At 69.0% G+C, this 21,090-nt stretch carries 19 protein-coding genes; 5 read left to right on the top strand and 14 right to left on the bottom strand.

Annotated features, from left to right (window positions below):
- The first annotated feature begins 91 nt into the window (after nt 1-91).
- Nucleotides 92-1,357, top strand: a complete 1,266-nt coding sequence (locus QTI20_RS24105; RefSeq protein ID WP_286553746.1) for a class I SAM-dependent methyltransferase — start codon at nt 92-94, stop codon at nt 1,355-1,357.
- Between the two features lie 5 nt (nt 1,358-1,362).
- Nucleotides 1,363-1,689 (top strand): DUF1840 domain-containing protein, encoded by a 327-nt coding sequence (locus QTI20_RS24100; protein WP_286553747.1) that lies wholly within the window; start codon nt 1,363-1,365, stop codon nt 1,687-1,689.
- Between the two features lie 106 nt (nt 1,690-1,795).
- On the opposite strand, the gene QTI20_RS24095 is transcribed toward QTI20_RS24100, so the two are convergent.
- Together QTI20_RS24095 and QTI20_RS24090 are read right to left on the bottom strand one after the other, a co-directional pair.
- A complete protein-coding gene (locus tag QTI20_RS24095; protein ID WP_286553748.1) occupies nt 1,796-2,815 on the bottom strand; it encodes a Bug family tripartite tricarboxylate transporter substrate binding protein in 1,020 nt (339 codons plus the stop codon).
- Between the two features lie 61 nt (nt 2,816-2,876).
- Entirely contained in the window at nt 2,877-3,806 is a 930-nt protein-coding gene (locus QTI20_RS24090) for a LysR family transcriptional regulator (protein WP_286553749.1), read from the bottom strand.
- A gap of 134 nt (nt 3,807-3,940) precedes the next feature.
- Between QTI20_RS24090 and QTI20_RS24085 the strand changes: the two genes are divergently transcribed.
- Complete coding sequence (locus QTI20_RS24085) at nt 3,941-4,708, top strand: SDR family oxidoreductase (protein WP_286553750.1); 768 nt, start codon at nt 3,941-3,943, stop codon at nt 4,706-4,708.
- 3 nt (nt 4,709-4,711) lie between these two features.
- Here QTI20_RS24085 and QTI20_RS24080 read toward each other — a convergent pair whose 3' ends face one another.
- The 3 genes from QTI20_RS24080 to QTI20_RS24070 form a co-directional block, all read right to left on the bottom strand.
- Entirely contained in the window at nt 4,712-5,692 is a 981-nt protein-coding gene (locus QTI20_RS24080) for an alpha-ketoacid dehydrogenase subunit beta (protein ID WP_286553751.1), read from the bottom strand.
- Complete coding sequence (locus QTI20_RS24075) at nt 5,683-6,705, bottom strand: thiamine pyrophosphate-dependent dehydrogenase E1 component subunit alpha (protein WP_286553752.1); 1,023 nt, start codon at nt 6,703-6,705, stop codon at nt 5,683-5,685. Before QTI20_RS24075 ends, QTI20_RS24080 begins: the two co-directional genes overlap by 10 nt.
- A gap of 81 nt (nt 6,706-6,786) precedes the next feature.
- A complete protein-coding gene (locus tag QTI20_RS24070; protein ID WP_286553753.1) occupies nt 6,787-8,013 on the bottom strand; it encodes a helix-turn-helix domain-containing protein in 1,227 nt (408 codons plus the stop codon).
- Between the two features lie 149 nt (nt 8,014-8,162).
- Here QTI20_RS24070 and QTI20_RS24065 point away from each other — a divergent pair, with 149 nt between their 5' ends.
- Nucleotides 8,163-10,241, top strand: a complete 2,079-nt coding sequence (locus tag QTI20_RS24065) for a PQQ-dependent dehydrogenase, methanol/ethanol family (RefSeq protein WP_286553754.1) — start codon at nt 8,163-8,165, stop codon at nt 10,239-10,241.
- 73 nt (nt 10,242-10,314) lie between these two features.
- On the opposite strand, the gene QTI20_RS24060 is transcribed toward QTI20_RS24065, so the two are convergent.
- Entirely contained in the window at nt 10,315-11,295 is a 981-nt protein-coding gene (locus QTI20_RS24060) for a tripartite tricarboxylate transporter substrate-binding protein (RefSeq protein ID WP_286553755.1), read from the bottom strand.
- 246 nt (nt 11,296-11,541) lie between these two features.
- Here QTI20_RS24060 and QTI20_RS24055 point away from each other — a divergent pair, with 246 nt between their 5' ends.
- The gene (locus QTI20_RS24055; RefSeq protein ID WP_286553756.1) at nt 11,542-12,531 is read left to right on the top strand and encodes an SDR family oxidoreductase; all 990 of its coding nucleotides are present in this window, start codon (nt 11,542-11,544) and stop codon (nt 12,529-12,531) included.
- Nucleotides 12,532-12,553: 22 nt separating this feature from the next.
- Here the strand turns inward: QTI20_RS24055 and QTI20_RS24050 are convergent, their stop codons facing one another.
- The 8 genes from QTI20_RS24050 to QTI20_RS24015 form a co-directional block, all read right to left on the bottom strand.
- Nucleotides 12,554-13,795, bottom strand: a complete 1,242-nt coding sequence (locus QTI20_RS24050; RefSeq protein WP_286553757.1) for a phenylacetate--CoA ligase family protein — start codon at nt 13,793-13,795, stop codon at nt 12,554-12,556.
- A 21-nt stretch (nt 13,796-13,816) separates the two neighbouring features.
- Nucleotides 13,817-14,629, bottom strand: a complete 813-nt coding sequence (locus tag QTI20_RS24045) for an ABC transporter ATP-binding protein (protein ID WP_286553758.1) — start codon at nt 14,627-14,629, stop codon at nt 13,817-13,819.
- A gap of 108 nt (nt 14,630-14,737) precedes the next feature.
- Nucleotides 14,738-16,054 (bottom strand): ABC transporter substrate-binding protein, encoded by a 1,317-nt coding sequence (locus QTI20_RS24040; protein WP_286553760.1) that lies wholly within the window; start codon nt 16,052-16,054, stop codon nt 14,738-14,740.
- Between the two features lie 65 nt (nt 16,055-16,119).
- Nucleotides 16,120-17,184: a branched-chain amino acid ABC transporter permease gene (locus tag QTI20_RS24035; protein ID WP_286553761.1), complete on the bottom strand. Its 1,065-nt coding sequence runs from the start codon at nt 17,182-17,184 to the stop codon at nt 16,120-16,122.
- Between the two features lie 10 nt (nt 17,185-17,194).
- Nucleotides 17,195-18,124, bottom strand: coding sequence for a branched-chain amino acid ABC transporter permease (locus QTI20_RS24030; protein WP_286553762.1), 930 nt, complete (start codon nt 18,122-18,124; stop codon nt 17,195-17,197).
- Nucleotides 18,125-18,138: 14 nt separating this feature from the next.
- The gene (locus QTI20_RS24025) at nt 18,139-18,933 is read right to left on the bottom strand and encodes an ABC transporter ATP-binding protein (protein WP_286553763.1); all 795 of its coding nucleotides are present in this window, start codon (nt 18,931-18,933) and stop codon (nt 18,139-18,141) included.
- The gene (locus tag QTI20_RS24020) at nt 18,926-19,096 is read right to left on the bottom strand and encodes a hypothetical protein (protein WP_286553765.1); all 171 of its coding nucleotides are present in this window, start codon (nt 19,094-19,096) and stop codon (nt 18,926-18,928) included. Before QTI20_RS24020 ends, QTI20_RS24025 begins: the two co-directional genes overlap by 8 nt.
- A 1-nt stretch (nt 19,097) precedes the next feature.
- A complete protein-coding gene (locus tag QTI20_RS24015; protein WP_286553766.1) occupies nt 19,098-21,062 on the bottom strand; it encodes an AMP-dependent synthetase/ligase in 1,965 nt (654 codons plus the stop codon).
- Between the last annotated feature and the right edge of the window lie 28 nt (nt 21,063-21,090).

Below are 21,090 nucleotides of genomic sequence, written 5' to 3'. Positions count from 1 at the left end.
GTTTAGGCATAAACATTTGGGTGTCAATGGGGGAAGGGTCTTAGACGGGGGTCGGTTGACGTGTAACGAGCGGCTGGGAAAAATCATCGGCATGCCAAGCCTGATACCGAAGATCGAGTCTCAACTTGCCAGCCTGCCAGTGCCCATCGCGCTGCAGCTGCCCGACGGCCGGACCGTCGCCCAGCCCGGTTCCCGGGTCACGCTCGCCTTCACCGACTGGGCTTCGCTGGCCAAGCTGGCGGCGCGCCAGATTGGTGCGATCGGCGAGGCCTACGTCGAAGGCCGCGTCCAGATCGACGGCGCGATGCGCGACCTGACCGACGCGGCCGCCGGCCTGCTGCCGGGCAACCCGGCCGAGACCGACACCGGCTGGTGGTCGCGCCTGCTGCGGCGCGCCAAGTCGCGCGGCTCGCACACGCTGGGCAAGGACGCGGCGCAGATCGAGTTCCACTACGACGTCTCCGACGACTTCTACGCGCTGTGGCTGGACCCGCGCCGGGTCTACTCCTGCGCCTACTACCGCAGCGAGGACCTGACGCTGGCCCAGGCCCAGGAAGCCAAGCTCGACCACATCTGCCGCAAGCTCATGCTCAAGCCGGGCGAGCGTTATCTGGACGTGGGCTCGGGCTGGGGCGGCCTGCTGCTGTGGGCCGCAGAGCACTACGGCGTGGACGCCACCGGCATCACGCTGTCGAAGAACCAGCATGCGCACGTGCAGCGGCTGATCGAGGAAAAGGGGCTGCAGGGAAGGGTGCGCGTCGAGCTGCGCGACTACCGGCTGCTCGACACCGCCAGGCCCTTCGACAAGATCTCCTCGGTGGGCATGTTCGAGCACGTGGGGCGCGCCAACATGCCGACCTACTTCAAGCACATCCACGACCTGTTGAAGCCGGGCGGCCTGGTGATGAACCACGGCATCACCTCGGGCCGGCTCGACTACCAGCAGCTGGGCGCGGGCATGGGCGACTTCATCGAGAAGTACATCTTCCCGGGCGGCGAGCTGCTGCACGTGACGCAGGTGCTGCGCGACATGGCGGGCGCGGGCCTGGAGATGGTCGACACCGAGAACCTGCGGCCGCACTACGCGCGCACGCTGTGGGCCTGGTCCGATGCGCTGGAGGCGCAGCTCGAGGAGGCCCGCGCCGTGCTGTGCCGCACCAGCACCCAGCCCGAGCGCGCCGAGCGCATCCTGCGTGCCTACCGCCTCTATCTGGCGGGCTCGGCGATGAGTTTCGAGCGCGGCTGGATCTCGCTGCACCAGATGCTGGCGACGCGGCCCGACGGCAAGGTCGAAGGCGGCCCGATGCGCGGTGCGCAATCGGTGTACCCTTTCACCCGGGACTTCCTCTACAAGTAAAGAACATGCTCTACCGTTTCAAATCTCAGGCCACCGCCGACGTCGTGATGCTCGAACCCAATGCACGCCAGTTGCTCGAGGTCATCGGCAAGGCACCCGGTGCGCAAGGCATCATCACCAGCGACCAGATCCCCGGCGCCATCTCCGCGCTCGAAGCCGCCATCGCCCACGAGCATGCGCAGCACCGCCACAACGACGACGCCTTCGCGTCCGAGAAGCACGAGGAGCCCGCCGAGCGCGAGCACGTGGCGCTGCACCAGCGCGCCGCGCCGCTGATCGACATGCTCAAGCGCTCCGTCGCCGAGGGCAAGGACGTCGTCTGGGGGGTCTGACCTCTCCGTCGTGAAGCACCGCGGAACCGGCTTTGCCGGGCCGCTGGTGCTGCCCCCTGGAAGGGGGAGGGCGCACGCGACACGCAGTGCGCGAAGCCTTCGGGGGTCAGTCCACTTTCGCGCCCGAGTCCTTCACGACCTTCGCCCACTTGGTGTGCTCGCGGTCGATGTGCTTCGCGAAGTCGGCGGGTGAATTGCCGCTGGGGATCGCGCCCTGCGCGAGCAGCTTCTCCTTCATGGCCGGCGTGCCCAGGGACTTCGCGACCTCCTGCTGGATGCGGTTCACGATCTCGGGCGGCGTGCCCGCGGGCGCGAGCAGGCCGAACCAGGAGCTGGCCTCGAAGCCCTTGAGCGCCGGGCCACCGGCTTCCTCCACCGTGGGCACGTCGGGCAAGGCCGGCGAACGCTGCGCGCTGGTCACGGCCAGTGCCAGCAGCTTGCCGGCCTTGATCTGCTGCATCGACGAGGGCAGGTTGTCGAACATCACGTCGGCGCTGCCGCCCACCATGTCGAGCAGCGCGGGCGCCGAGCCGCGGTAGGGGATGTGGGTCATGAAGCTGCCGGTCATGCTCTTGAACAGCTCGCCGGCCAGGTGGATCGAGGTGCCGCTGCCGCTCGACGCCATGTTGAGCTTGCCCGGGTTGGCCTTGGCGTACTTGATGAAGTCCTGCACGTTGTGGATGTTCAGCGCCTTGGCCTTGTCGGCGTTCATCTCCATCACGTTGGGCACCGCCGCCACCATCGTGACCGGCGCGAAGTCCTTGATCGGGTCGAATGGCAGCTTGGGGTAGAGCGCGCGGTTGATGCCATGCGTGCCCACCGTGCCCATCAGCAGCGTGTAGCCGTCGGCCGGCGCCTTGGCCACCATGTCGGTGCCCACGTTGCCGCCCGCGCCGCCGCGGTTGTCGATGATGAAGGGCTGGCCGAAGGCCTTCGACAGTTCGGGCGCCATCGCGCGCGCCAGGATGTCGGTGGTGCCGCCGGCCGCGAAGGGCACGATGATGCGCACCGGCTTGTTCGGCCAGGCACCCTGGGCCCACGAAGGCGCGGCGATCACGGTGAGGGCGGCGGCAGCGGCCGCGGCCAGCGCGCTGCGGCGATGCGAGAAGAAGAGGGAAGAGGTCATGCGCGTGTTGTACAGGCGCGCACCGCGGGCGTCGCGGGTGGAAACCCCCTGAGCCGGCCGCTCAGCCGACCTGCATGCGCTGGGCGAATCGCTCTTCCTTGAAACGCGCCAGCACGAAGTCGATGAACACCCGGGTCTTCGGTGGCAGCAGCTTCTTGCTCGGGTAATACAGCCACACCGCGCCGGCATCCTGGTGCCACTCGGGCAGCAGCCGCAGCAGCTCGCCGTCGCGCAGCCCGCGTTCGACGAAGGGCATGGGCAGCATGGCCGCGCCCAGCCCCATGCGCGCGGCCTGCGCGATGGCTTCGGGGTCGTTGAAGATCGCGCGCGGATGCGGCAGCTCGACCGTGACCTCCTCGCCGCGCCCGGCGTGCCGCAGCGTCCAGCTGCGCAGCCGGCCGGTGGGCGAGGAGCGGCGCAGCAGCGTGTCGAGCGCAGCCAGCTCCGAAGGATGGCGCGGCCGTTTGCGGCCCTTCATGTAGGCCGGCGAGGCCACCGCCACCACATGGATGCGCGACAGCTCGCGCGCCACCAGCCCGGCCGAGAGTTCGATGCCGCCGCCGATGGCCGCGTCGAAGCCCTCGCCGACCAGGTCGACCTGCTGGTTGTCGAAGTGCCAGTCCGGCAGGATGGCCGGGTAGCGCGCGAGGAAGTCGCCCATCAGCGGCAGCACATGCTCGCGCCCGAAGGCCTGGCCCATGCTCAGCTTGAGCGTGCCGGCCGGCTGGCCGTCGTCGGTGTCGATGCCGGCCACCGCCTCCTGCAGCGTGGCCAGTGCGGGGCCGATCTGCGCGAGGAAGCGCTCGCCGCCTTCGGTCAGGGTGAGGCGGCGCGTGCTGCGCTGGAACAGCCGCACGCCCAGCCGCGCCTCGAGCCGCGCCACGTTCTTGCTCACCGCCGCCGGCGTCAGTCCCAGGCGCCGGGCCGCGGCGGAGAAGCTGCCGCCCTCGGCGCTCTGGACGAAGGACTCGAGGTGGTTGAGCGGTTCCATGGCCGCATTGTCATGCCCATCTTCAACTTCGGGTTGAAGCTTCTTGCGGTGATTGATGGCTACCGGAGAAGGAATGGAATGCCGACACTGAAGGCCTTCCTCCTCCACTCCTGCTTCCAACGATCGGAAAAACCATGACCTCGAACACTGCATCCCTCTCCCCCGTGCTGGCCGGCAAGGTCGCTTTCGTCACCGGCGGCTCGCGCGGCATCGGCGCCGCCATCGTGCGCCGGCTGGCGCGCGACGGCGCGGCCGTGGCCTTCAGCTACAGCAATGCGCAGGCCGCGGCCGATGACCTCGTGCGCACGCTCGAGGCCGAAGGCGGCCGTGCGCTGGCGCTCAAGATCGACAGCGCCGACGCCGAGGCGCTCAAGGCCGGCATCGACCGGGCCGCGAAGCACTTCGGCGGGCGCATCGACATCCTGGTGAACAGCGCCGGCGTGCTGCACCTGGGCCCGGTCGAACAGTTCAGCCTGGCCGACTTCGACCGCACGCTTGCGGTCAACGTGCGCGCGGTCTTCGTCGCGATCCAGGCCGCGCTGGCGCACATGGGCACGGGCGGGCGCATCGTCAACATCGGCAGCACCAACGCCGAGCGCATGCCCTTCGCGGGCGGCAGCGTCTATGCGATGAGCAAGTCGGCGCTGACCGGCCTGGTGCAGGGCCTGGCGCGCGACCTGGGTCCGCGCGGCATCACGGTCAACAACGTGCAGCCCGGCCCGGTCGACACCGAGATGAACCCGGCCGACGGCCCGATGGCCTCGACCATGCACAGCTTCATGGCGCTGGCCCGCCACGGCCATGCCGACGAGATCGCCGGCATGGTGGCCTACCTGGCCAGCCCCGAGGCGGCCTTCGTGACCGGGGCTGGCCTCAACATCGATGGCGGCTTCGCCGCTTGAGCTTCAACCGGCCAGCTTCCTGGCGACCGCCAAGATCGCTTCGGCCGTGACGCGCGACTGCGTCTCCAGCACCTGCGCATAGCCCACCGGGATGCGCGGTGCGCCCAGCCGCGCGATGCGGCAGCCCGTGGCCTCGGCCGCGGTGGCCGCGATCTCGGCGCCGAAGCCCGCGGCCTGCACCGCCTCGTGCACCACCAGCAGGCGGCCGGTGCGCGCGCAGGAGGACAGCACCGTCTCGCGGTCCCAGGGCCAGAGCGTGCGCAGGTCGATCAGCTCGACCGCGACGCCTTCGGCGGCCAGCGCATCGCAGGCCGCGGCACAGGCCTGCAGCTGCTTGCCCCAGCTCACCAGCGTGAGCGCATCGCCCTCGCGCAGGCAGGCCGCCTTGCCCAGCGGCACGGCCAGCGTCTCGTCGACCGGCCCGCGCGCGCCCCACAGCGCCTTGTGCTCGATGTAGACGACAGGGTCGCCGCATTGCAGGGCTGCGCGCAGCAGGCTGTAGTTGTCCTGCGGCGTCGACGGGCTCACCACCACCAGGCCCGGCATGTGCGCGAACCAGGCTTCAAGCGACTGCGAATGCTGCGCGGCCGAGGCGTCCCAGATGCCGCCGGGCATGCGCGCCACCAGCGGCACGCGGCCCTGGCCGCCGAACATGAAGCGGTTCTTCGCCGCCTGGTTGACCAGCTCGTCCATGCCGCACAGCGCGAAGTCGACCACCCGCATCTCGACGACAGGGCGCAGGCCCGCGAGCGCCATGCCCACGCCGGCGCCCATGATCGCGGCCTCGCTGATCGGCGTGTCGATCACGCGCTGGTCGCCGAAGCGCTGCTGCAGCCCCTTGTACTGGCCGAAGATGCCGCCGCGGCCCACGTCCTCGCCCAGCACCACCACCTTCGGGTCGGCCTCCATCTCGCGCTGCACCGCCAGCACCGCGGCCTCGGCGTAGCTCATGTCCATCGTCGTCTTCGTGTCGTTCAGTGCCATTGACCGGCTCCCGTGGTCTGGATGTCGGTGAAGGCGGCGCCGGCCTCGGGCCAGGGCGCGGCGGCCGCGGCCGCGAGCGCGGCCTCGACTTCGGCATGGGCCTCGGCCTCGATGGCGTCGAGCAGCGCGGCGGCGGTGCCCGCCTGCAGGCAACGGGCGCGGGCCTGGGCGATCGGGTCGGTCTCGAGCGCCGCGGCCAGTTCGGCCGGGTCGCGGTAGGCGGCCGGATCGACCGACACATGGCCCTTCACGCGGTAGGTCAGCGCATGCAGCAGGCGCGGCCCGCTGCCGCTGCGCACCTGGTCGACCAGCCGGGCCGCGGCCGCATGCACCGCGAACACGTCGTTGCCGTCGACCTGCGTGGCCGCGATGCCCAGCGCCTCGGCGCGCACCGAGGCGCCGTCGCCCGCGGTCATCGGGCCGCTGGCCGTGGTCGCGCTCCAGCGGTTGTCCTCGCAGACGAAGAGCACCGGCAGGCCGTAGACCTGCGCCCAGTTGAGCGCTTCGAGGAAGGGCCCGCGGTTGATCGCGCCGTCGCCGAAGAAGCAGACGGTGATGGCGTCCTGCTTCTGGATCTTCTGCGCATGCGCCGCGCCGACGGCGATCGGCAGGCCGGCCGCCACCACGCCGTTGGCGCCCAGCATGCCGACCGAGAAATCGGCGATGTGCATCGAGCCGCCCTTGCCGCCGTTGAAGCCGGTGGCCTTGCCGAACAGCTCGGCCATCATGCGGCCCAGGTCGGCGCCCTTGGCCAGCGTGTGGCCGTGGCCGCGGTGGGTCGAGGTGAGATAGTCGGCGGGCTTCAGGTGCGCGCACACGCCGGCCGGCACGGCCTCCTGGCCGGTCGACAGGTGCAGCGGCCCGCGCACGCGCACCGTGCCGGTCGCCTGCTGGCCATAGGCGCTCACGCCGCCCTGGCTGGCGACCTCGGCCGCGTTCTCGAAGGCGCGGATGCGCAGCATCGTTCGGTAGAGCGCCTGTGCGCGCTCCGCCGGGGGGAAGTTCGAATCCATGGGGTCTTGTCTCCAGCGCGCCGGTTGTTTTGTGGCGCGTCCCGGTGATCGTAGCGAAGGCCGCGCCCGCGGCGCTGAGGGCTAACCTCCAGACGGCGGCGCCTCGGTACCCGGGCTGCGCCGCAGTTGCCGGTACAGCGTGCCCCGCGACACGCCCAGTTGGCGCGCGGCCTGCGAGATGTTGCCGCCCTGCGCCTGGAGCGTGTCCTCGATCAGCTTGCGGTGCTGCGCGCGCAGCGTCTCGGCCGTGGCGGGCGATGGCGCTTCGGGCGGGGTGGGCGCGAGCGCCTCGGGCCGCGCCGGTGCGTGCAGGCCGTCGGGCACCGAAATGGCCACCGCATGCCGGAAGTCGGTGCCGTTCGACGAGGGCAGCGCCGCCTGCAGCCACACGCCGAGGCCGCTCGGCAATCGCAGCGCCAGTGCCGTGGCGCTGCGGCCCATGCGCAGCAGGTGGGACAGGTCGTGGCCCAGCACCTGTTCGACCGCGCGCGCCTCGGCCTCGGCGGGCAGCCCGCCCAGCAGGCGCGCCGCGGCATCGTTGAGCCAGCGCACGCGCCCGTCGGACGACACGCCCGCCAGCGCCTCCAGCGGCGTGCCCAGCAGCGTGGGATGCGCCTGGAAGCGCAGCACCAGCTGCTCGCGCGACTGCGCCTGCATCAGGCGGTTCTCGATGGTCGTCGCATAGAGGCCGACCATCGCCGCCGCATCGAAGCCGAAGCGCCGCTGCTCGGCCGTGAGGTCGAGCACGCCGGCCAGCCGTCCGTGCACGTCGCGGATCGGCGCGGCCGCGCACTGCATGCCCTGCAGCACGTCGAAGAAGTGCTCGGCGCCGTCGACCGTGCAGGCCTTGCCGGTCCGGGCCACGATGCCCGGCGCGGTGGTGCCGACGACGCCCTCGGCGATGTTCACGCCCACGCGCGAGGTGGCGTGCAGCACCGGCTGCCGCGCGGCCGAAGGATGGTGCGTGGCATGCAGCACCACGCCTTCAGGGTCGGTCAGGATCACGCGGCAGTCGGTGCCGGCGAGCGTGTCTTCCATCGCCAGCAGGTCGGGGCCGGCCGCGTCGAGCAGGGCCCGGTTGCGCTGCAGCACCGAGTGCCGGCGGCTGGGCGTGACCGGATCGAAGGGCACGATGCGCTTCGGATCGCGGTGCAGGCGGCTGCAGCGCAGCCACGACTGGATGACCTCCTCGCCCACCAGGCCCGAGGGGCGGATGCCCTGCTCGAAGAACTGCAGGCGCGCGAGCGCGGTGCGCTGGGCGAGCGTGCTCGGGAAGAGCGCGCGCGGGATCGCGTCGGACGGGGGCATTCGGTGGGCCATGGGCGCGGCGTGCCTGGAGGGAGAGCAACCGTCGACTGTGTTCCGCAATGGAACAGTCGCGGGACCGGGAAATCCCGAGGGTGATCAAAGCGCGCCGCAGGAACATCCTTCGCAGCAGAACAACAGGAGACGACACGATGAGAAGAATCACCGGCGCCCTCGCGCTCGGCGCATGCCTGTGCGCGGGCCATGTCCTTCCGGCGCATGCGCAGCCCGCCGCCAAGGTCGACGGCCACTTCATCCGGCAGAACGCCGCGAAGACGCCCGACTGGCCCAGCCACGGGCTCGACTACGCCGAGACCCGCTTCAGCCGGCTCGACCAGATCAGCAGCGCGAACGTCAAGGGCCTGGGCCTGGTGTGGTCCTACGACCTCGAGTCGACGCGCGGCGTCGAGGCCACGCCGCTGGTGGTCGACGGCGTGATGTACGTCACCGCCTCCTGGAGCGTGGTGCACGCCATCGACGTGCGCACCGGCCGAAGGCTCTGGAGCTTCGACCCGGAGGTCGACAAGTCCAAGGGCTTCCGCGGCTGCTGCGACGTGGTGAACCGCGGCGTGGCGCTCTACCAGGGCAAGGTCTACGTGGCGGCCTACGACGGCCGGCTGATCGCGCTCGACGCGGGCACGGGCCGCAAGGTCTGGGAGAAGAACACGCTCGAGGGCCAGAAGGGCAGCTACACCATCACCGGCGCGCCGCGCGTGTTCAAGGGCAAGGTGATCATCGGCAACGGCGGCGCCGAGTACGGCGTGCGCGGCTACGTCACGGCCTACGACGCGAAGACCGGCGACCGCAAGTGGCGCTGGTTCGTGGTGCCGGGCGATCCGTCCAAGCCCTTCGAGGACGCCTCGATGGCCAAGGCCGCCAAGACCTGGGACCCGAGCGGAAAGTACTGGGAGGCCGGCGGCGGCGGCACCGCCTGGGACAGCTTCGCCTTCGACCCCGAGCTCAACCTGATGTACGTGGGCACCGGCAACGGCTCGCCCTGGTCGCACAAGGCGCGCAGCCCCGGCGGCGGCGACAACCTCTACCTGGGCTCGGTGGTGGCGCTGGACCCCGACACCGGCAAGTACAAGTGGCACTACCAGGAGACGCCGGGCGACAACTGGGACTACACCTCCACCCAGTCGATGATCCTGGCCGACCTGAAGCTCGACGGCAAGCCGCGCAAGGTGCTGCTGCATGCACCGAAGAACGGCTTCTTCTTCGTGATCGACCGCACCAACGGCAAGTTCGTGTCGGCCAAGAACTTCACCGAGGTCAACTGGGCCACGGGCTACGACAAGAACGGGCGGCCGATCGAACTGGCGGCCGCGCGCGAGGGCAGCAAGCCCTACGACGCGATCCCCGGGCCCTTCGGCGCGCACAACTGGCATCCGATGTCCTTCAATCCGCAGACCGGCCTGGCCTACCTGCCCGCGCAGCACGTGCCGCTCAACCTGATGGACGACAAGGACTGGAAGTTCAACGAGGACAAGCCCGGCCGCCCGCATGCCGCGCTGGGCTGGAACACCGCCAAGTTCGCCAACGCCGAGGCGCCCAAGAGCAAGCCCTTCGGCCGGCTGGTGGCCTGGGACCCGGTGGCACAGAAGGAGGCCTGGGGCGTGGACTACGCCTCGCCCTGGAACGGCGGCACGCTCACCACCGCGGGCAACCTGGTGTTCCAGGGCACGGCCGACGGCCGGCTGGTGGCCTACGACGCGAAGGACGGCACCAAGCTCTGGGAATCGCCCACCGGCACCGGCGTGGTGGCGGCGCCCGCGACCTACCTGGTCGACGGCAAGCAGTACGTGTCGGTGGCCGTGGGCTGGGGCGGCGTCTATGGCCTGGCCCAGCGCGCCACCGAGCGCCAGGGCCCGGGCACGGTCTACACCTTCGCGGTCGGCGGCACGGCCAAGATGCCGGACTTCGTGCAGTACCGCATGGACAAGCTGGTGCAGGGCGTGAAGTACGACCCGGCCAAGGTGCAGGCCGGCACGATGCTCTATGTCGCCAACTGCGTGTTCTGCCACGGCGTGCCGGGCGTGGACCGCGGCGGCAACATCCCCAACCTCGGCTACATGGACCCGGCCTACATCGAGAACCTCGACAAGTTCGTGCTCAAGGGACCGGCCATGGCACGCGGCATGCCCGACTTCACCGGCAAGCTCAGCAACGACGACATCGACAGCATCAAGGCCTTCATCCAGGGCACGGCGGACGCGATACGGCCGAAGTGAGGCGCCACCATTGAAAAAGCCGCCGAGCCCGAGGGCCGGCGGCTTTTTTTGTCTGTTCAGGCGAAGTGCGAGATCAGTCCGCGTACACGCCCGCGGCCTTGATCACCGGCCCGAAGCGCGCGACTTCCGCCTGCACGAACTTCTTGTGCTCGGCCGGTTCCACGCGCTTGTCCGTCACCACCACCGCGCCCAGGCCCTCTTCCTTCTTGATGAAGTCCGGGTCCTTCAACGCCACCTTCACCGCGTCGTTGAGCTTCTTAAGCACCGCCGGCGGCGTGCCCTTGGGCGCGTACAGCCCGTGCCAGATCGTGACCTGGAAGTTCTTCATGCCCGACTCGTCCAGCGTCGGGATGTCCTTCAAGGCCGGCGTCGTCAGCCGCTTGAGCGTGGTCACCGCATAAGGCTTGACCTTCTTCGCCTCGATCTGGCTCGTGGTGTTGGTGGTCTGGTCGCACAGCAGGTCGATCTGGCCGCCCAGCAGGTCGGCGATCGCCGGCGCCGTGCCCTTGTACGGCACGGTGGTCATTTCCGCCTTCAGCTCGCTCTGGAACAGGAGGCCGCACAGGTGCGAGGCCGAGCCGATGCCCGCGTTGCCCAGGTTCACCTTGCCCGAGTTCTTGCCGATCCACTCGCGCAGTTCCTTGAAGTTGTTGGCTTCGAGCTGCGGCTTGCCGATCACGGTCATGGGCACGTCGTTGATCAGGCCCAGGTACTCGAAGTCGGTCTCGTAGTTGTAGGGCAGCTTGCGGTAGAGCACCGGGGTGGTGGCCATGCCCACGTGGGTGAGCAGCAGCGTGTAGCCGTCGGCCTTGGCGCGCGCGACCTTGGCGTTGCCGATGGTGCTGCCCGCGCCCGCGGCGTTGTCGATCACGATGCTCACGCCGTCCAGCGGCTTGCGCATGGCCTCGGCCAGGTCGCGCGCCACGCGGTCGGTCGGGCCGCCGGCCGCGAAGGGCACCACGATCGTGATCACCTTGCCGTCCGGGAAGTTCTGGGCAAAGGCCCCTGCTGAGACGGTGGCGGCAATGGCAGCCATTGCGAACAGTTTCTTCATGAAAAGCACTCCGGAGGGTTCAAAGGGCGCGATCTTACGGTCTGATACGTATCGGGCTCATCCCGGAATGCCCTTAGAAAGTGACGTTTTATTGACCTTAATTTCATTGGGGAAACGGGTCTTGACCGCGCTCAAACTTCGGGGTCGAAGGGGGCCGATTCGGCGTCCGGCGCACGGCCTTGGCCGACACGGGACGCACCCCGCGCCCGCCAGCATGGCCGCATCGTGCAACCAGGAGTTCGACGCATGGCCACCCGGAAAACCGCCACCAACCCCCGCCCCCTCGTCGCGCGCCAGCGCGCCATCCAGCGCAGCCAGGACGCGCGCGACCGGGCCGCCCCCGCGTCGCGCAAGAAGACCCGCGCGGTGCAGGCCGGCGACCGGGCGCAGCCCGACACGCTGCCGGGCCAGCACCTGGCCAAGCCCGGCCGCGAGAAGGACATGGCGCTGCGCCCGCGCTACACCGCGCCCGGCTACATCGGCAGCGGCAAACTGGCCGGTTTCAGCGCCATCGTGACCGGCGGCGACTCGGGCATCGGCCGCGCCGTGGCCGTGCTGTTCGCGCGCGAGGGCGCCGACGTGGCGATCGTCTACCTGGACGAAGACGCCGATGCAAAGGAAACCCAGGCCGCGGTCGAGGCCGAGGGCCGGCGCTGCCTGCTGATCCGCGGCGACGTGCGGCGCACCGCGTTCTGCGAACGCGCGGTGGCGCGCACCGTGAAGGCCTTCGGCCGGCTCGACGTGCTGGTCAACAACGCGGCCTTCCAGATGCATGCCGAAACCCTGGAAGACATCGACGACGCGCGCATCGACCTCACGTTGCAGACCAACATCGGCGGCTACATGCGCATGGCGCGCGCCGCGCTGCCGCACATGAAGAACGGCGCCTCGATCGTCAACACCGGCTCGCGCACCGGGCTGCAGGGCAGCCGCAACCTGATCGACTACTCGGCCACCAAAGGCGCGATCCATGCGTTCACCAAGGCGCTGGCGTTGAACGTGATCGACCGCGGCATCCGCGTCAACGCGGTCGCGCCCGGGCCGGTGTGGACACCGCTCAACCCGGCCGACAAGAAGCCCGCCGACGTGAGGAAGTTCGGCAAGGAGACCGACTTCAAGCGCGTGGCCCAGCCCGAGGAGCTGTCACCGGCCTATGTGTTCCTCGCCTCGCCGGTGTGCGCGGGCTACATCACCGGCATCGTGCTGCCGGTGACGGGCAGCGTGGCCGCCATTTGAGCGCGGGCCTGTTCACCGGCCCTCACTTGTAGCTGCGCGCGTCCTCGATCACCTTGCCGTCGTTGGGCAGGCTGCCCGGTGCGACCACCTCGACCGTGCAGCGCAGCTTGGTCACGTCGCGCATCGCCTCGGCGACTTGGGCGGCCATCGCCGAAGAAGCCGCTTCCACCTTGAGCGTCATGCGGTCGTCGGCCATCTCGCCCTCGACCACCAGGCGCGCGCGCAGCACCTCCGGAAAACGCTTGAGCACGGTCGCGACCTGGCCCGGGTGCACGAACATGCCACGCACCTTGGTGGTCTGGTCGGCCCGGCCCATCCAGCCCTTGATGCGGGTGTTGGTGCGGCCCGTGGGGCAGGCGCCCGGCAGCACGGCCGAGAGGTCGCCGGTGCCGAAGCGCACCAGCGGGTAGTCGCGGTTGAAGGTGGTCACGACCACCTCGCCGACCTCGCCCTCGGGCACCGGGTCGCCGGTGCCGGGGCGCACGATCTCGAGGATCACGCCTTCGTCGAGCACCAAGCCTTCGCGGGCGCTGGTCTCGTAGGCGATCAGGCCCAGGTCGGCCGTGGCGTAGCACTGCTTGCCGTCGATGCCGCGCTCGGCCAGCCAGTCGCGCAGGCTGGGCGGGAAGGCCTCGCCCGACAGCAGCGCCTTGGTCAGGCTGGGCAGCGCGACGTTCATGGCGGCCGCCTTCTCCAGCAGGATGCGCAGGAAGCTGGGCGTGCCGATGTAGCCGTCGGGCCGCAGCTCGGCCATGGCCTCGACCTGCTGCTCGCTCTGGCCGGTGCCGCCGGGGAACACCGTGCAGCCCAGCGCGTGCGCGCCGTTCTCCAGGATCGCGCCGGCCGGCGTCATGTGGTAGCTGAAGCTGTTGTGCAGCAGTTCGCCGCTGCGAAAGCCCGCGGCATGCAGCGCGCGCGCGGTGCGCCAGTAGTCGCGGGTCGCGCCCTCGGGCTCGTAGATGGTGCCGGGGCTGGCGAACACGCGCAGCATGGCCGGGCCGCGCGCGATCGCGCTGAAGCCGCCGAAGGGGTCGCTCGCGCGCAGCTGCTTCTGCCGCTCCAGCAGTTCGGACTTGCGGATCACCGGCAGTTTCGCCAGCGCCTCGCGGCTCGTGACCTGGGTGGCGTCCACGCCCTTGAGCAGCGTGGCGAAAGCAGGCGCTGCGGCCTGCGCATGCGCGATCTGGCGGGGCAGGGCGGCGAGCAGGGCGGCCTCGCGCTGGGCGGGGTCGCGGGTTTCGAGTGCGTCGTAGAAATCAGTCATGGCTTCGGTTCCGTCGCGCGCTCATGCAAGCCAGCGCTTGCGGCGCTTGTAGCTTTTCACGTCCTTGAAGCTCTTGCGGTCGGCGCCGCCGACGCCGAGGTAGAACTCCTTGACGTCCTCGTTCTCGCGCAGGCTCTGGGCCTCGCCGTCCATCACGATGCGGCCGTTCTCGAGGATGTAGCCGTAGTCGGCGAAGCGCAGCGCCATGTTGGTGTTCTGTTCGGCCAGCAGGAAGGTCACGCGCTCCTTCTCGTTCAGGTCCTTCACGATCGCGAACACCTCCTCCACGATCTGCGGCGCCAGCCCCATCGAGGGCTCGTCGAGCAGCACCATGGTCGGGTTGGCCATCAGCGCGCGGCCGATGGCGCACATCTGCTGTTCGCCGCCCGAGGTGTAGGCGGCCTGCGAGGCGCGCCGCGTCTTCAGGCGCGGGAAGTAGGCATAGACCTTCTCCAGCGTCTCGACGATCGCGGCCTTGCCGTCGGTGCGCGTGTAGGCGCCGGTCATGAGGTTGTCCTCGATGCTCAGGTGGGCGAAGCAGTGCCGGCCTTCCATCACCTGGATCAGGCCGCGCTGCACCAGCGCCGCGGGCGACAGCGCCTCGATGCGCTCGCCGCGCAGTTCGATCGTGCCCTTGGTCACCGCGCCGCGTTCGCCCGCGAGCAGGTTCGACACCGCGCGCAGCGTGGTGGTCTTGCCCGCGCCGTTGCCGCCGAGCAGCGCCACGATGCCGCCTTCGGGCACGGTCAGCGACACGCCCTTGAGCACCAGGATCACGTGGTTGTAGATGACCTCGATGCCGTTGACGTTGAGAAGGATGTTGGGTTCGCTCATGGTGGTGTCCGAAGCATGTGGAAGGCGGGCGTGTGCGCGCCTTTCAGATGCCGGCTCGCAAGGAGCCGACGGGGAGGGCGCCGCGCTGCGCGCGGGCCCTCGTGGCGATCAGCAGGCCCTTGGCTTGACGTTCTTGTCCTTGGCGTACTTGGCCGCGTATTCCTTGACCAGCGGGTCGATGTGCGTCTTGTCCGACTGGTACCAGTCCGACTTGATCTCCCACTTGCCGCCGTCCCACTGCACGATGCGCGCCCAGTCGTCGCCCATGTGGTTGCTGCACGAGGTCTTGACCGGCCGCATGACTTCACCGAAGCCCAGTGCCTTGAGCTTGTCGGCCGTGAGGTTCAGGTTCTCGAAGCCCCAGCGCACCTGCTCGGGCGTGAGCGACTTGCCTTTGCCGTACTTCTCCTGCGCCGCGCGGATCGCCTCGACCTGCAGCATCGAGATCATCATCCCGCGGGTGTGGGCGATCGAGCCGATGCCGTCGGCCGGGCCGGTGCCCTGGCCCTTGTCGTACACCAGCTTCTTCAGGTCTTCATGGACCTTGTCCTTGGCCGCGCTGTTGTGCAGCGTGATCGCGTTGTAGCCCTTGGCGCCGGCGCCGATGTCCTTCACGTCATGGTCCGAACCGGCCCACCAGACCGCGTAGATCTTCTCGCGCGGGTAGCCGCTGGCCTGGGCCTCGCGGATGCCGGCGGGCGTCATCACGCCGGCCGACCAGAACAGCACGTAGTCGGGCTTCTGCTGGCGGATCTGCAGCCAGGTGGACTTCTGCTCCACGCCGGGCGGCGTGACCGGGAACAGCGAGAGCTCGAAGCCTTCGGCCGCGGCGCGCTTCTGCAGCAGCGGGATCGGCTCCTTGCCGTAGGGCGAGTCGTGGTAGACCAGCGCGATCTTCTTGCCCTTGAGGTTGCCCTTCTCCTTCTTCGCGATGTCCTGGATCATCACGTCGGCCGCGGTCCAGTAGGTGCCCAGCAGCGGGAAGTTCCACTCGAACACCGTGCCGTCGGCCGACTGCGACAGGCCATAGCCCGGGGTCTCGACCACCACCTTGTCGATGAAGGCCTTGTCGGTCACGGCGAAGGTGATGCCGGTCGATTGGGTGTCGAAGCCCGAGGCGCCCGAGCCCTTGCCCTTGAGCCGCTCGTAGCACTCCACGCCCTTGGCCGCGTCGTAGGCGGTTTCGCATTCCTCGTACGTCAGCTTGACGCCGTTGACGCCGCCGTCGCGCGCGTTCACCAGCTTCAGGTAGTCCTGCTTGCCGTCGGCCCATGGGATGCCCAGCGGCGCGAACTGGCCGGTGCGGTAGACCAGCAGCGGCACGAACTGCTCGGCCGGCTGGGCCTGCGCGAGCGAACCCGCGACGACCATCGAAAGCCCCGCGGCGGCGAGTGCCGCGGTGCGTGCGAGATTCCTGAATTGCATGGCTTGTCTCCTTGTAATGAGCACCTGAGTGCGTGGTGGAACCGGGATACGTGAATCGGTGGGGATCAGTGAGGGAAAGGCCACAGCCGCAGCTTCTGCCGCGCGGTGGACCACAGGCGCGCCAGGCCGTGGGGCTCGACGATCAGGAAGAACACGATCAGCGCGCCGAAGATCATGTGCTCCAGGTGCGAGGCGGTGGCGGTGGAAATCGACAGCCCCAGCCAGTGCGGCACGTAGTTCAGCAAGAGCGGCAGCAGCACGATGAAGGCCGCGCCGAAGAAGCTGCCGGCGATCGAGCCCAGCCCGCCGATGATGATCATGAACAGCAGCTGCAGCGACTTGTCGATGCCGAAGGCGGCCGGTTCCCAGGCCCCCAGGTGCACGAAGCCCCAGAGCGCGCCGGCCACGCCGACGATGAAGCTGCTCACCGCGAAGGCCGTGAGCTTGGCGTAGACCGGGCGGATGCCGATCACCGAGGCCGCGACGTCCATGTCGCGCATCGCCATCCATTCGCGGCCGATCGCGCCGCGCACCAGGTTCTTGGCCAGGAGCGCGAACACCACCACCAGGCTCAGGCACAGCAGGTACTTCTGCGTCGGCGTGTTGAACTCGTAGCCGAACATCTGCAGCGAGTTGACGCTGACCGAGCCCGAGGACGAATCGTTGGTGACCCACTTCACGCGGTTGGTGAACCAGTCCATGAAGAACTGCGCCGCCAGCGTGGCCACCGCGAGGTACAGGCCGCGGATGCGCAGGCTGGGGATGCCGAACAGCACGCCCACCACCGTGGCCGCGAGGCCGCCGCCGATCAGCGCCACCAGCAGCGGCATGCCCTCGATGCGCACCTGCAGGTTGTAGGCCGCATAGGCGCCCACCGCCATGAAGGCGCCGGTGCCCAGCGAGATCTGGCCGCAGTAGCCGACCAGGATGTTGAGCCCGATCGCGGCCAGCGCCAGGATCAGGAAGGGGATCAGCACCGCGCGGAAGCTGTAGTCGCTGGCCAGCATCGGCACCGCGACGAAGGCGATGGCCGCGAAGGCGAGCATGAACCAGCGGTCCTGCGCGACCGGGAACAGCGCCAAGTCTGCGCGGTAGCTGCTCTTGAATTGACCGTTTTCTCTGTAGAACATCTCAGGGCCTTTAGACGCGGTCGATGATCTTGTCGCCGAACAGACCTTGAGGCCTGACGAGCAGCACCGCCAGCGCGAGGACATACGCGAACCAGTTCTCGATGCCGCCACCGAGGAAGGGCCCGAGGTAGATCTCGGAGAGCTTCTCGCCCATGCCGATGATCAGGCCGCCGAGGATGGCGCCGGGCACCGAGGTCAGGCCGCCGAGGATCACCACCGGGAAGGCCTTCAGCGCCACCAGCGAGATCGAGAACTGCACGCCCAGCTTGCTGCCCCAGATCACGCCGGCCACCAGCGCGACGATGCCGCCGATCGACCAGACGATGACCCAGATGCGCGCCAGCGGGATGCCGATGGACTGCGCGGCCTGGTGGTCGTCGGCCACCGCGCGCAGCGCGCGGCCGGTGCCGGTCTTCTGGAAGAACAGCGTGAGCGCCACCACCAGGGCCGCGGCGATCACGGCCGCGTAGAGGTCTTCCTTGCTCAGCAGCAGGCCGCCTTCGAAGACGTTCTCGAGCACCAGCAGCGGCTCCTTGGGCATGCCGATGTCGATCTTGTAGGTGGCGCTGCCGAAGATCAGCTGGCCCGCGCCGTCGAGCACATGCGAGATGCCCAGCGTGGCCATCAGCAGCGTGATGCCTTCCTGGTTGACCAGCCGGCGCAGCGCCAGCCGCTCGATCAGCCAGGCCACGACCACCATGCACAGCGCCGCGGCGATGAAGCCCAGCACGGCGCCCAGCACCACGCTCTGGAAGCCCAACCACTTGGGAATCCATTCGGCGAAGCGCGCCATCGCCAGCGCCGCGAACAGCACCATCGCACCCTGCGCGAAGTTGAAGACACCCGAGGCCTTGAAGATCAGCACGAAGCCCAGCGCCACCAGGGCGTAGAGCATGCCGGCCATCAAGCCGCCGAAAACCGTTTCGAGAAAGAAACCCATGGGGCCCGCCGTTCCTAGTGTTCCGCGCCGAGATAAGCCCGGATCACGTCTTCGTTGCTGCGTACTTCGTCGGGGGTGCCGTCGCCGATCTTCTTGCCGTAGTCGAGCACCACCACGCGGTCGGAGATGTCCATCACCACGCCCATGTCGTGTTCGATCAGCACGATGGTGGTGCCGAACTCGTCGTTCACGTCGAGGATGAAGCGGCTCATGTCCTGCTTCTCCTCCACGTTCATGCCCGCCATCGGCTCGTCGAGCAGCAGCACCTGCGGCTCCATCGCCAGCGCGCGGCCGAGGTCGACGCGCTTCTGCAGGCCGTAGGGCAGCTGGCCCACGGGCGTCTTGCGGAAGGGCTGGATCTCGAGAAAGTCGATGATGCGTTCGACGAACTCGCGCTGTTCCAGCTCCTCGCGTTCGGCCGAACCCCAGCCGAAGGGGTTGCGGAAGGCCTGTGCCAGCAGGCCGCTCTTCATCTTGAGGTTGCGCCCCGTCATGATGTTGTCGAGCGCGCTCATGCCCTTGAACAGCGCCAGGTTCTGGAAGGTGCGCGCCACGCCCATCTCGGCCACCTGGCGCGAGTTCATGTGCTTGAAGGTCTGGCCGCGGAAGGTGATCGAGCCCTGCTGCGGCGCGTACACGCCGTTGATGCAGTTGAGCATCGAGCTCTTGCCCGCGCCGTTGGGGCCGATGATGGCCCGCACCTCGTGCTCGCGCACGTTGAAGCTGATGTCCGTCAGCGCCTTCACGCCGCCGAAGCTCAGGGAGATGTTCTGGACGTCGAGGATGACCTCGCCTGTTTTCCTAGCCATGACGCGGCTCCTGGATGCGGGCAGCCGAACGCGGAAGGAAGACAAATGCGACACAGAAGTCGCGGAAGAGAGCCTCCGGGAAATTTCTCATGGTTTTCTTTTGCGCCTTCTGCGAAACCTTCGCGTCTTCTGCGTCCGGCAGTCCGTATCCGATGGGCGTCATGTCAGGCCGCCTTTTCGAGGGCATCGAAGCGTTTGGCATCGACGATCCGCAGCGTGGCGCTGACCGAGCCGGTGCGGCCGTCCTCGAACTTCACCTGCGTCTCGATGAACTGTTCGCTCTTGCCGCCATACAGCGCCTCGAGCAGCACCGCGTATTTCTGCGCCACGAAGCCGCGGCGCACCTTGCGCGTGCGGGTCATCTCGTCGTCGTCGGGGTCGAGTTCCTTGTGCAGCACCAGGAAGCGCGCGATCTGGGTGTCGGCCATGCCGGCTTCGGCCGCCAGGTCGGCATTGACCTTGGCGATGCACTCGGCGATCAGCGTCAGCACCTCGGGCTTGCCCGCCAGGTCGACATAACCGCCGTAGGCCAGGCCGCGGCGCTCGGCCCAGTTGCCGACCGCCTCGAAGTCGATGTTGACGAAGGCGCAAACCGCTTCGCGCGCATCGCCGAAGCACACCGCTTCCTTGATCTGCGGGAAGAACTTGAGCTTGTTCTCGATGTAGTTGGGCGCGAACATCGCGCCGCCCGCCATGCGGCCCACGTCCTTGGCGCGGTCGATGATGCGCAGGTGGCCTTCGCTGTCGAGCACGCCGGCGTCGCCGGTGTGGAAGTAGCCGTCGGCATCGAGCACCTCGGCCGTGGCGTCGGGGCGCTTGTAGTACTCCTTGAGCACCGACACGCCGCGCACCAGCACCTCGCCGTTGTCGGCGATGCGCAGTTCCATGCCGGGTGCCGCCGGGCCCACGGTCTGCAGCTTGACCTTGCCGTCCTGCTGCAGGCAGACGTAGGCGCAGGTCTCGGTCTGGCCGTAGAACTGCTTGAGGTTGACGCCGATCGAGCGGTAGAAGCGGAACAGGTCGGGGCCGATGGCCGCGCCCGCGGTGTAGGCCACGCGGATGCGGCTCATGCCCAGCACGTTGCGCAGCGGGCCGTAGACCAGCACGTTGCCGATGCCGTAGAGCAGGCGGTCGCCCGCGCCGACCGGCGCGCCGTTGAGGATGTCGGCGCCCACGCGCTGCGCCAGCGCCATGAACTTCGCGTACAGCCAGCGCTTGGGCGCGGCCGCGTCTTCCATGCGGATCGAGACGGCCGTCAGCAGGCCCTCGAAGGTGCGCGGCGGGCCGAAGTAGTAGCTCGGGCCGATCTCGCGCATGTCGTTCATCACGGTCGCGGCCGACTCGGGGCAGTTGAGCGTGAAGCCGCCCACCAGCCACTGCGCGACCGAGAACAGGTGGTCGCCGACCCAGGCCATCGGCAGGTAGCTCATCACGTTGTCGCCCGGGCCGAGCTTGTCGGTGACCACGCCGCCGTGGCCCGCGGCGATGAAGCTGGCATGCGTCTGGCACACGCCCTTGGGCCGGCCGGTGGTGCCCGAGGTGTAGAGGATCACGCCGACGTCGCCGGGCTCGCCGCTCGCCACGCGGGCATCGAAGAAGCCGGGGTTGGCGGCGTCGTGGGCACGGCCCAGTTCGCGCAGCTGCGCGAAGCTCATCAGCCCCGGCTGCGTGTAGTGGCGCAGGCCGCGCGGGTCGTCATAGATGATGTGGCGGATCGCGTGGCCGCTGTCTTTTTGCAGCTCTCGGCACTCGAGCAGCTTGTCGACCTGCTCCTGGTCCTCGGCGATCACGAACTGGATCTCCGCGTCGTCGAGCATGAAGACCATCTCGCTGGCGACCGCGTCCTGGTACAGCGGCACCGGCACGCCGCGCAGGCTCTGCGCCGCGACCACCGCCATGTACAGGTGCGGGCGGTTGGCGCCCACGATGGCCAGGTTGTCGAAGGCCTCGAAGCCCAGGCTCGCCAGGCCGCAGGCCATCTCGCGCACCGCTTGCGCGGTCTCGCCCCAGGTCCAGGTCTGCCAGATGCCCAGGTCCTTCTCGCGCACGGCCGGCGCGTCGGGCTGCGCGGCGGCATGGGCGCGCAGCAGGCGGGGAAAGGTGGTGTCGGCCGGTGTGCTTGTGTTCACGATGGGGCGACTGTAGGACCGACTTTGA

Source organism: Variovorax sp. J2P1-31 (genome assembly GCF_030317215.1).
Lineage (GTDB): Bacteria > Pseudomonadota > Gammaproteobacteria > Burkholderiales > Burkholderiaceae_C > Variovorax.
Note: the sequence above shows the minus strand (reverse complement) of the source record. Positions and strands in the feature narration are given on the sequence as shown.

Coding starts and splice junctions, on each gene's coding strand:
- QTI20_RS24105 (WP_286553746.1), top strand. CDS start 92: ATGCCAAGCCTGATACCGAAGATCGAGTCTCAACTTGCCAGCCTGCCA.
- QTI20_RS24100 (WP_286553747.1), top strand. CDS start 1,363: ATGCTCTACCGTTTCAAATCTCAGGCCACCGCCGACGTCGTGATGCTC.
- QTI20_RS24095 (WP_286553748.1), bottom strand. CDS start 2,815: ATGACCTCTTCCCTCTTCTTCTCGCATCGCCGCAGCGCGCTGGCCGCG.
- QTI20_RS24090 (WP_286553749.1), bottom strand. CDS start 3,806: ATGGAACCGCTCAACCACCTCGAGTCCTTCGTCCAGAGCGCCGAGGGC.
- QTI20_RS24085 (WP_286553750.1), top strand. CDS start 3,941: ATGACCTCGAACACTGCATCCCTCTCCCCCGTGCTGGCCGGCAAGGTC.
- QTI20_RS24080 (WP_286553751.1), bottom strand. CDS start 5,692: ATGGCACTGAACGACACGAAGACGACGATGGACATGAGCTACGCCGAG.
- QTI20_RS24075 (WP_286553752.1), bottom strand. CDS start 6,705: ATGGATTCGAACTTCCCCCCGGCGGAGCGCGCACAGGCGCTCTACCGA.
- QTI20_RS24070 (WP_286553753.1), bottom strand. CDS start 8,013: ATGCCCCCGTCCGACGCGATCCCGCGCGCGCTCTTCCCGAGCACGCTC.
- QTI20_RS24065 (WP_286553754.1), top strand. CDS start 8,163: ATGAGAAGAATCACCGGCGCCCTCGCGCTCGGCGCATGCCTGTGCGCG.
- QTI20_RS24060 (WP_286553755.1), bottom strand. CDS start 11,295: ATGAAGAAACTGTTCGCAATGGCTGCCATTGCCGCCACCGTCTCAGCA.
- QTI20_RS24055 (WP_286553756.1), top strand. CDS start 11,542: ATGGCCACCCGGAAAACCGCCACCAACCCCCGCCCCCTCGTCGCGCGC.
- QTI20_RS24050 (WP_286553757.1), bottom strand. CDS start 13,795: ATGACTGATTTCTACGACGCACTCGAAACCCGCGACCCCGCCCAGCGC.
- QTI20_RS24045 (WP_286553758.1), bottom strand. CDS start 14,629: ATGAGCGAACCCAACATCCTTCTCAACGTCAACGGCATCGAGGTCATC.
- QTI20_RS24040 (WP_286553760.1), bottom strand. CDS start 16,054: ATGCAATTCAGGAATCTCGCACGCACCGCGGCACTCGCCGCCGCGGGG.
- QTI20_RS24035 (WP_286553761.1), bottom strand. CDS start 17,184: ATGTTCTACAGAGAAAACGGTCAATTCAAGAGCAGCTACCGCGCAGAC.
- QTI20_RS24030 (WP_286553762.1), bottom strand. CDS start 18,124: ATGGGTTTCTTTCTCGAAACGGTTTTCGGCGGCTTGATGGCCGGCATG.
- QTI20_RS24025 (WP_286553763.1), bottom strand. CDS start 18,933: ATGGCTAGGAAAACAGGCGAGGTCATCCTCGACGTCCAGAACATCTCC.
- QTI20_RS24020 (WP_286553765.1), bottom strand. CDS start 19,096: ATGACGCCCATCGGATACGGACTGCCGGACGCAGAAGACGCGAAGGTT.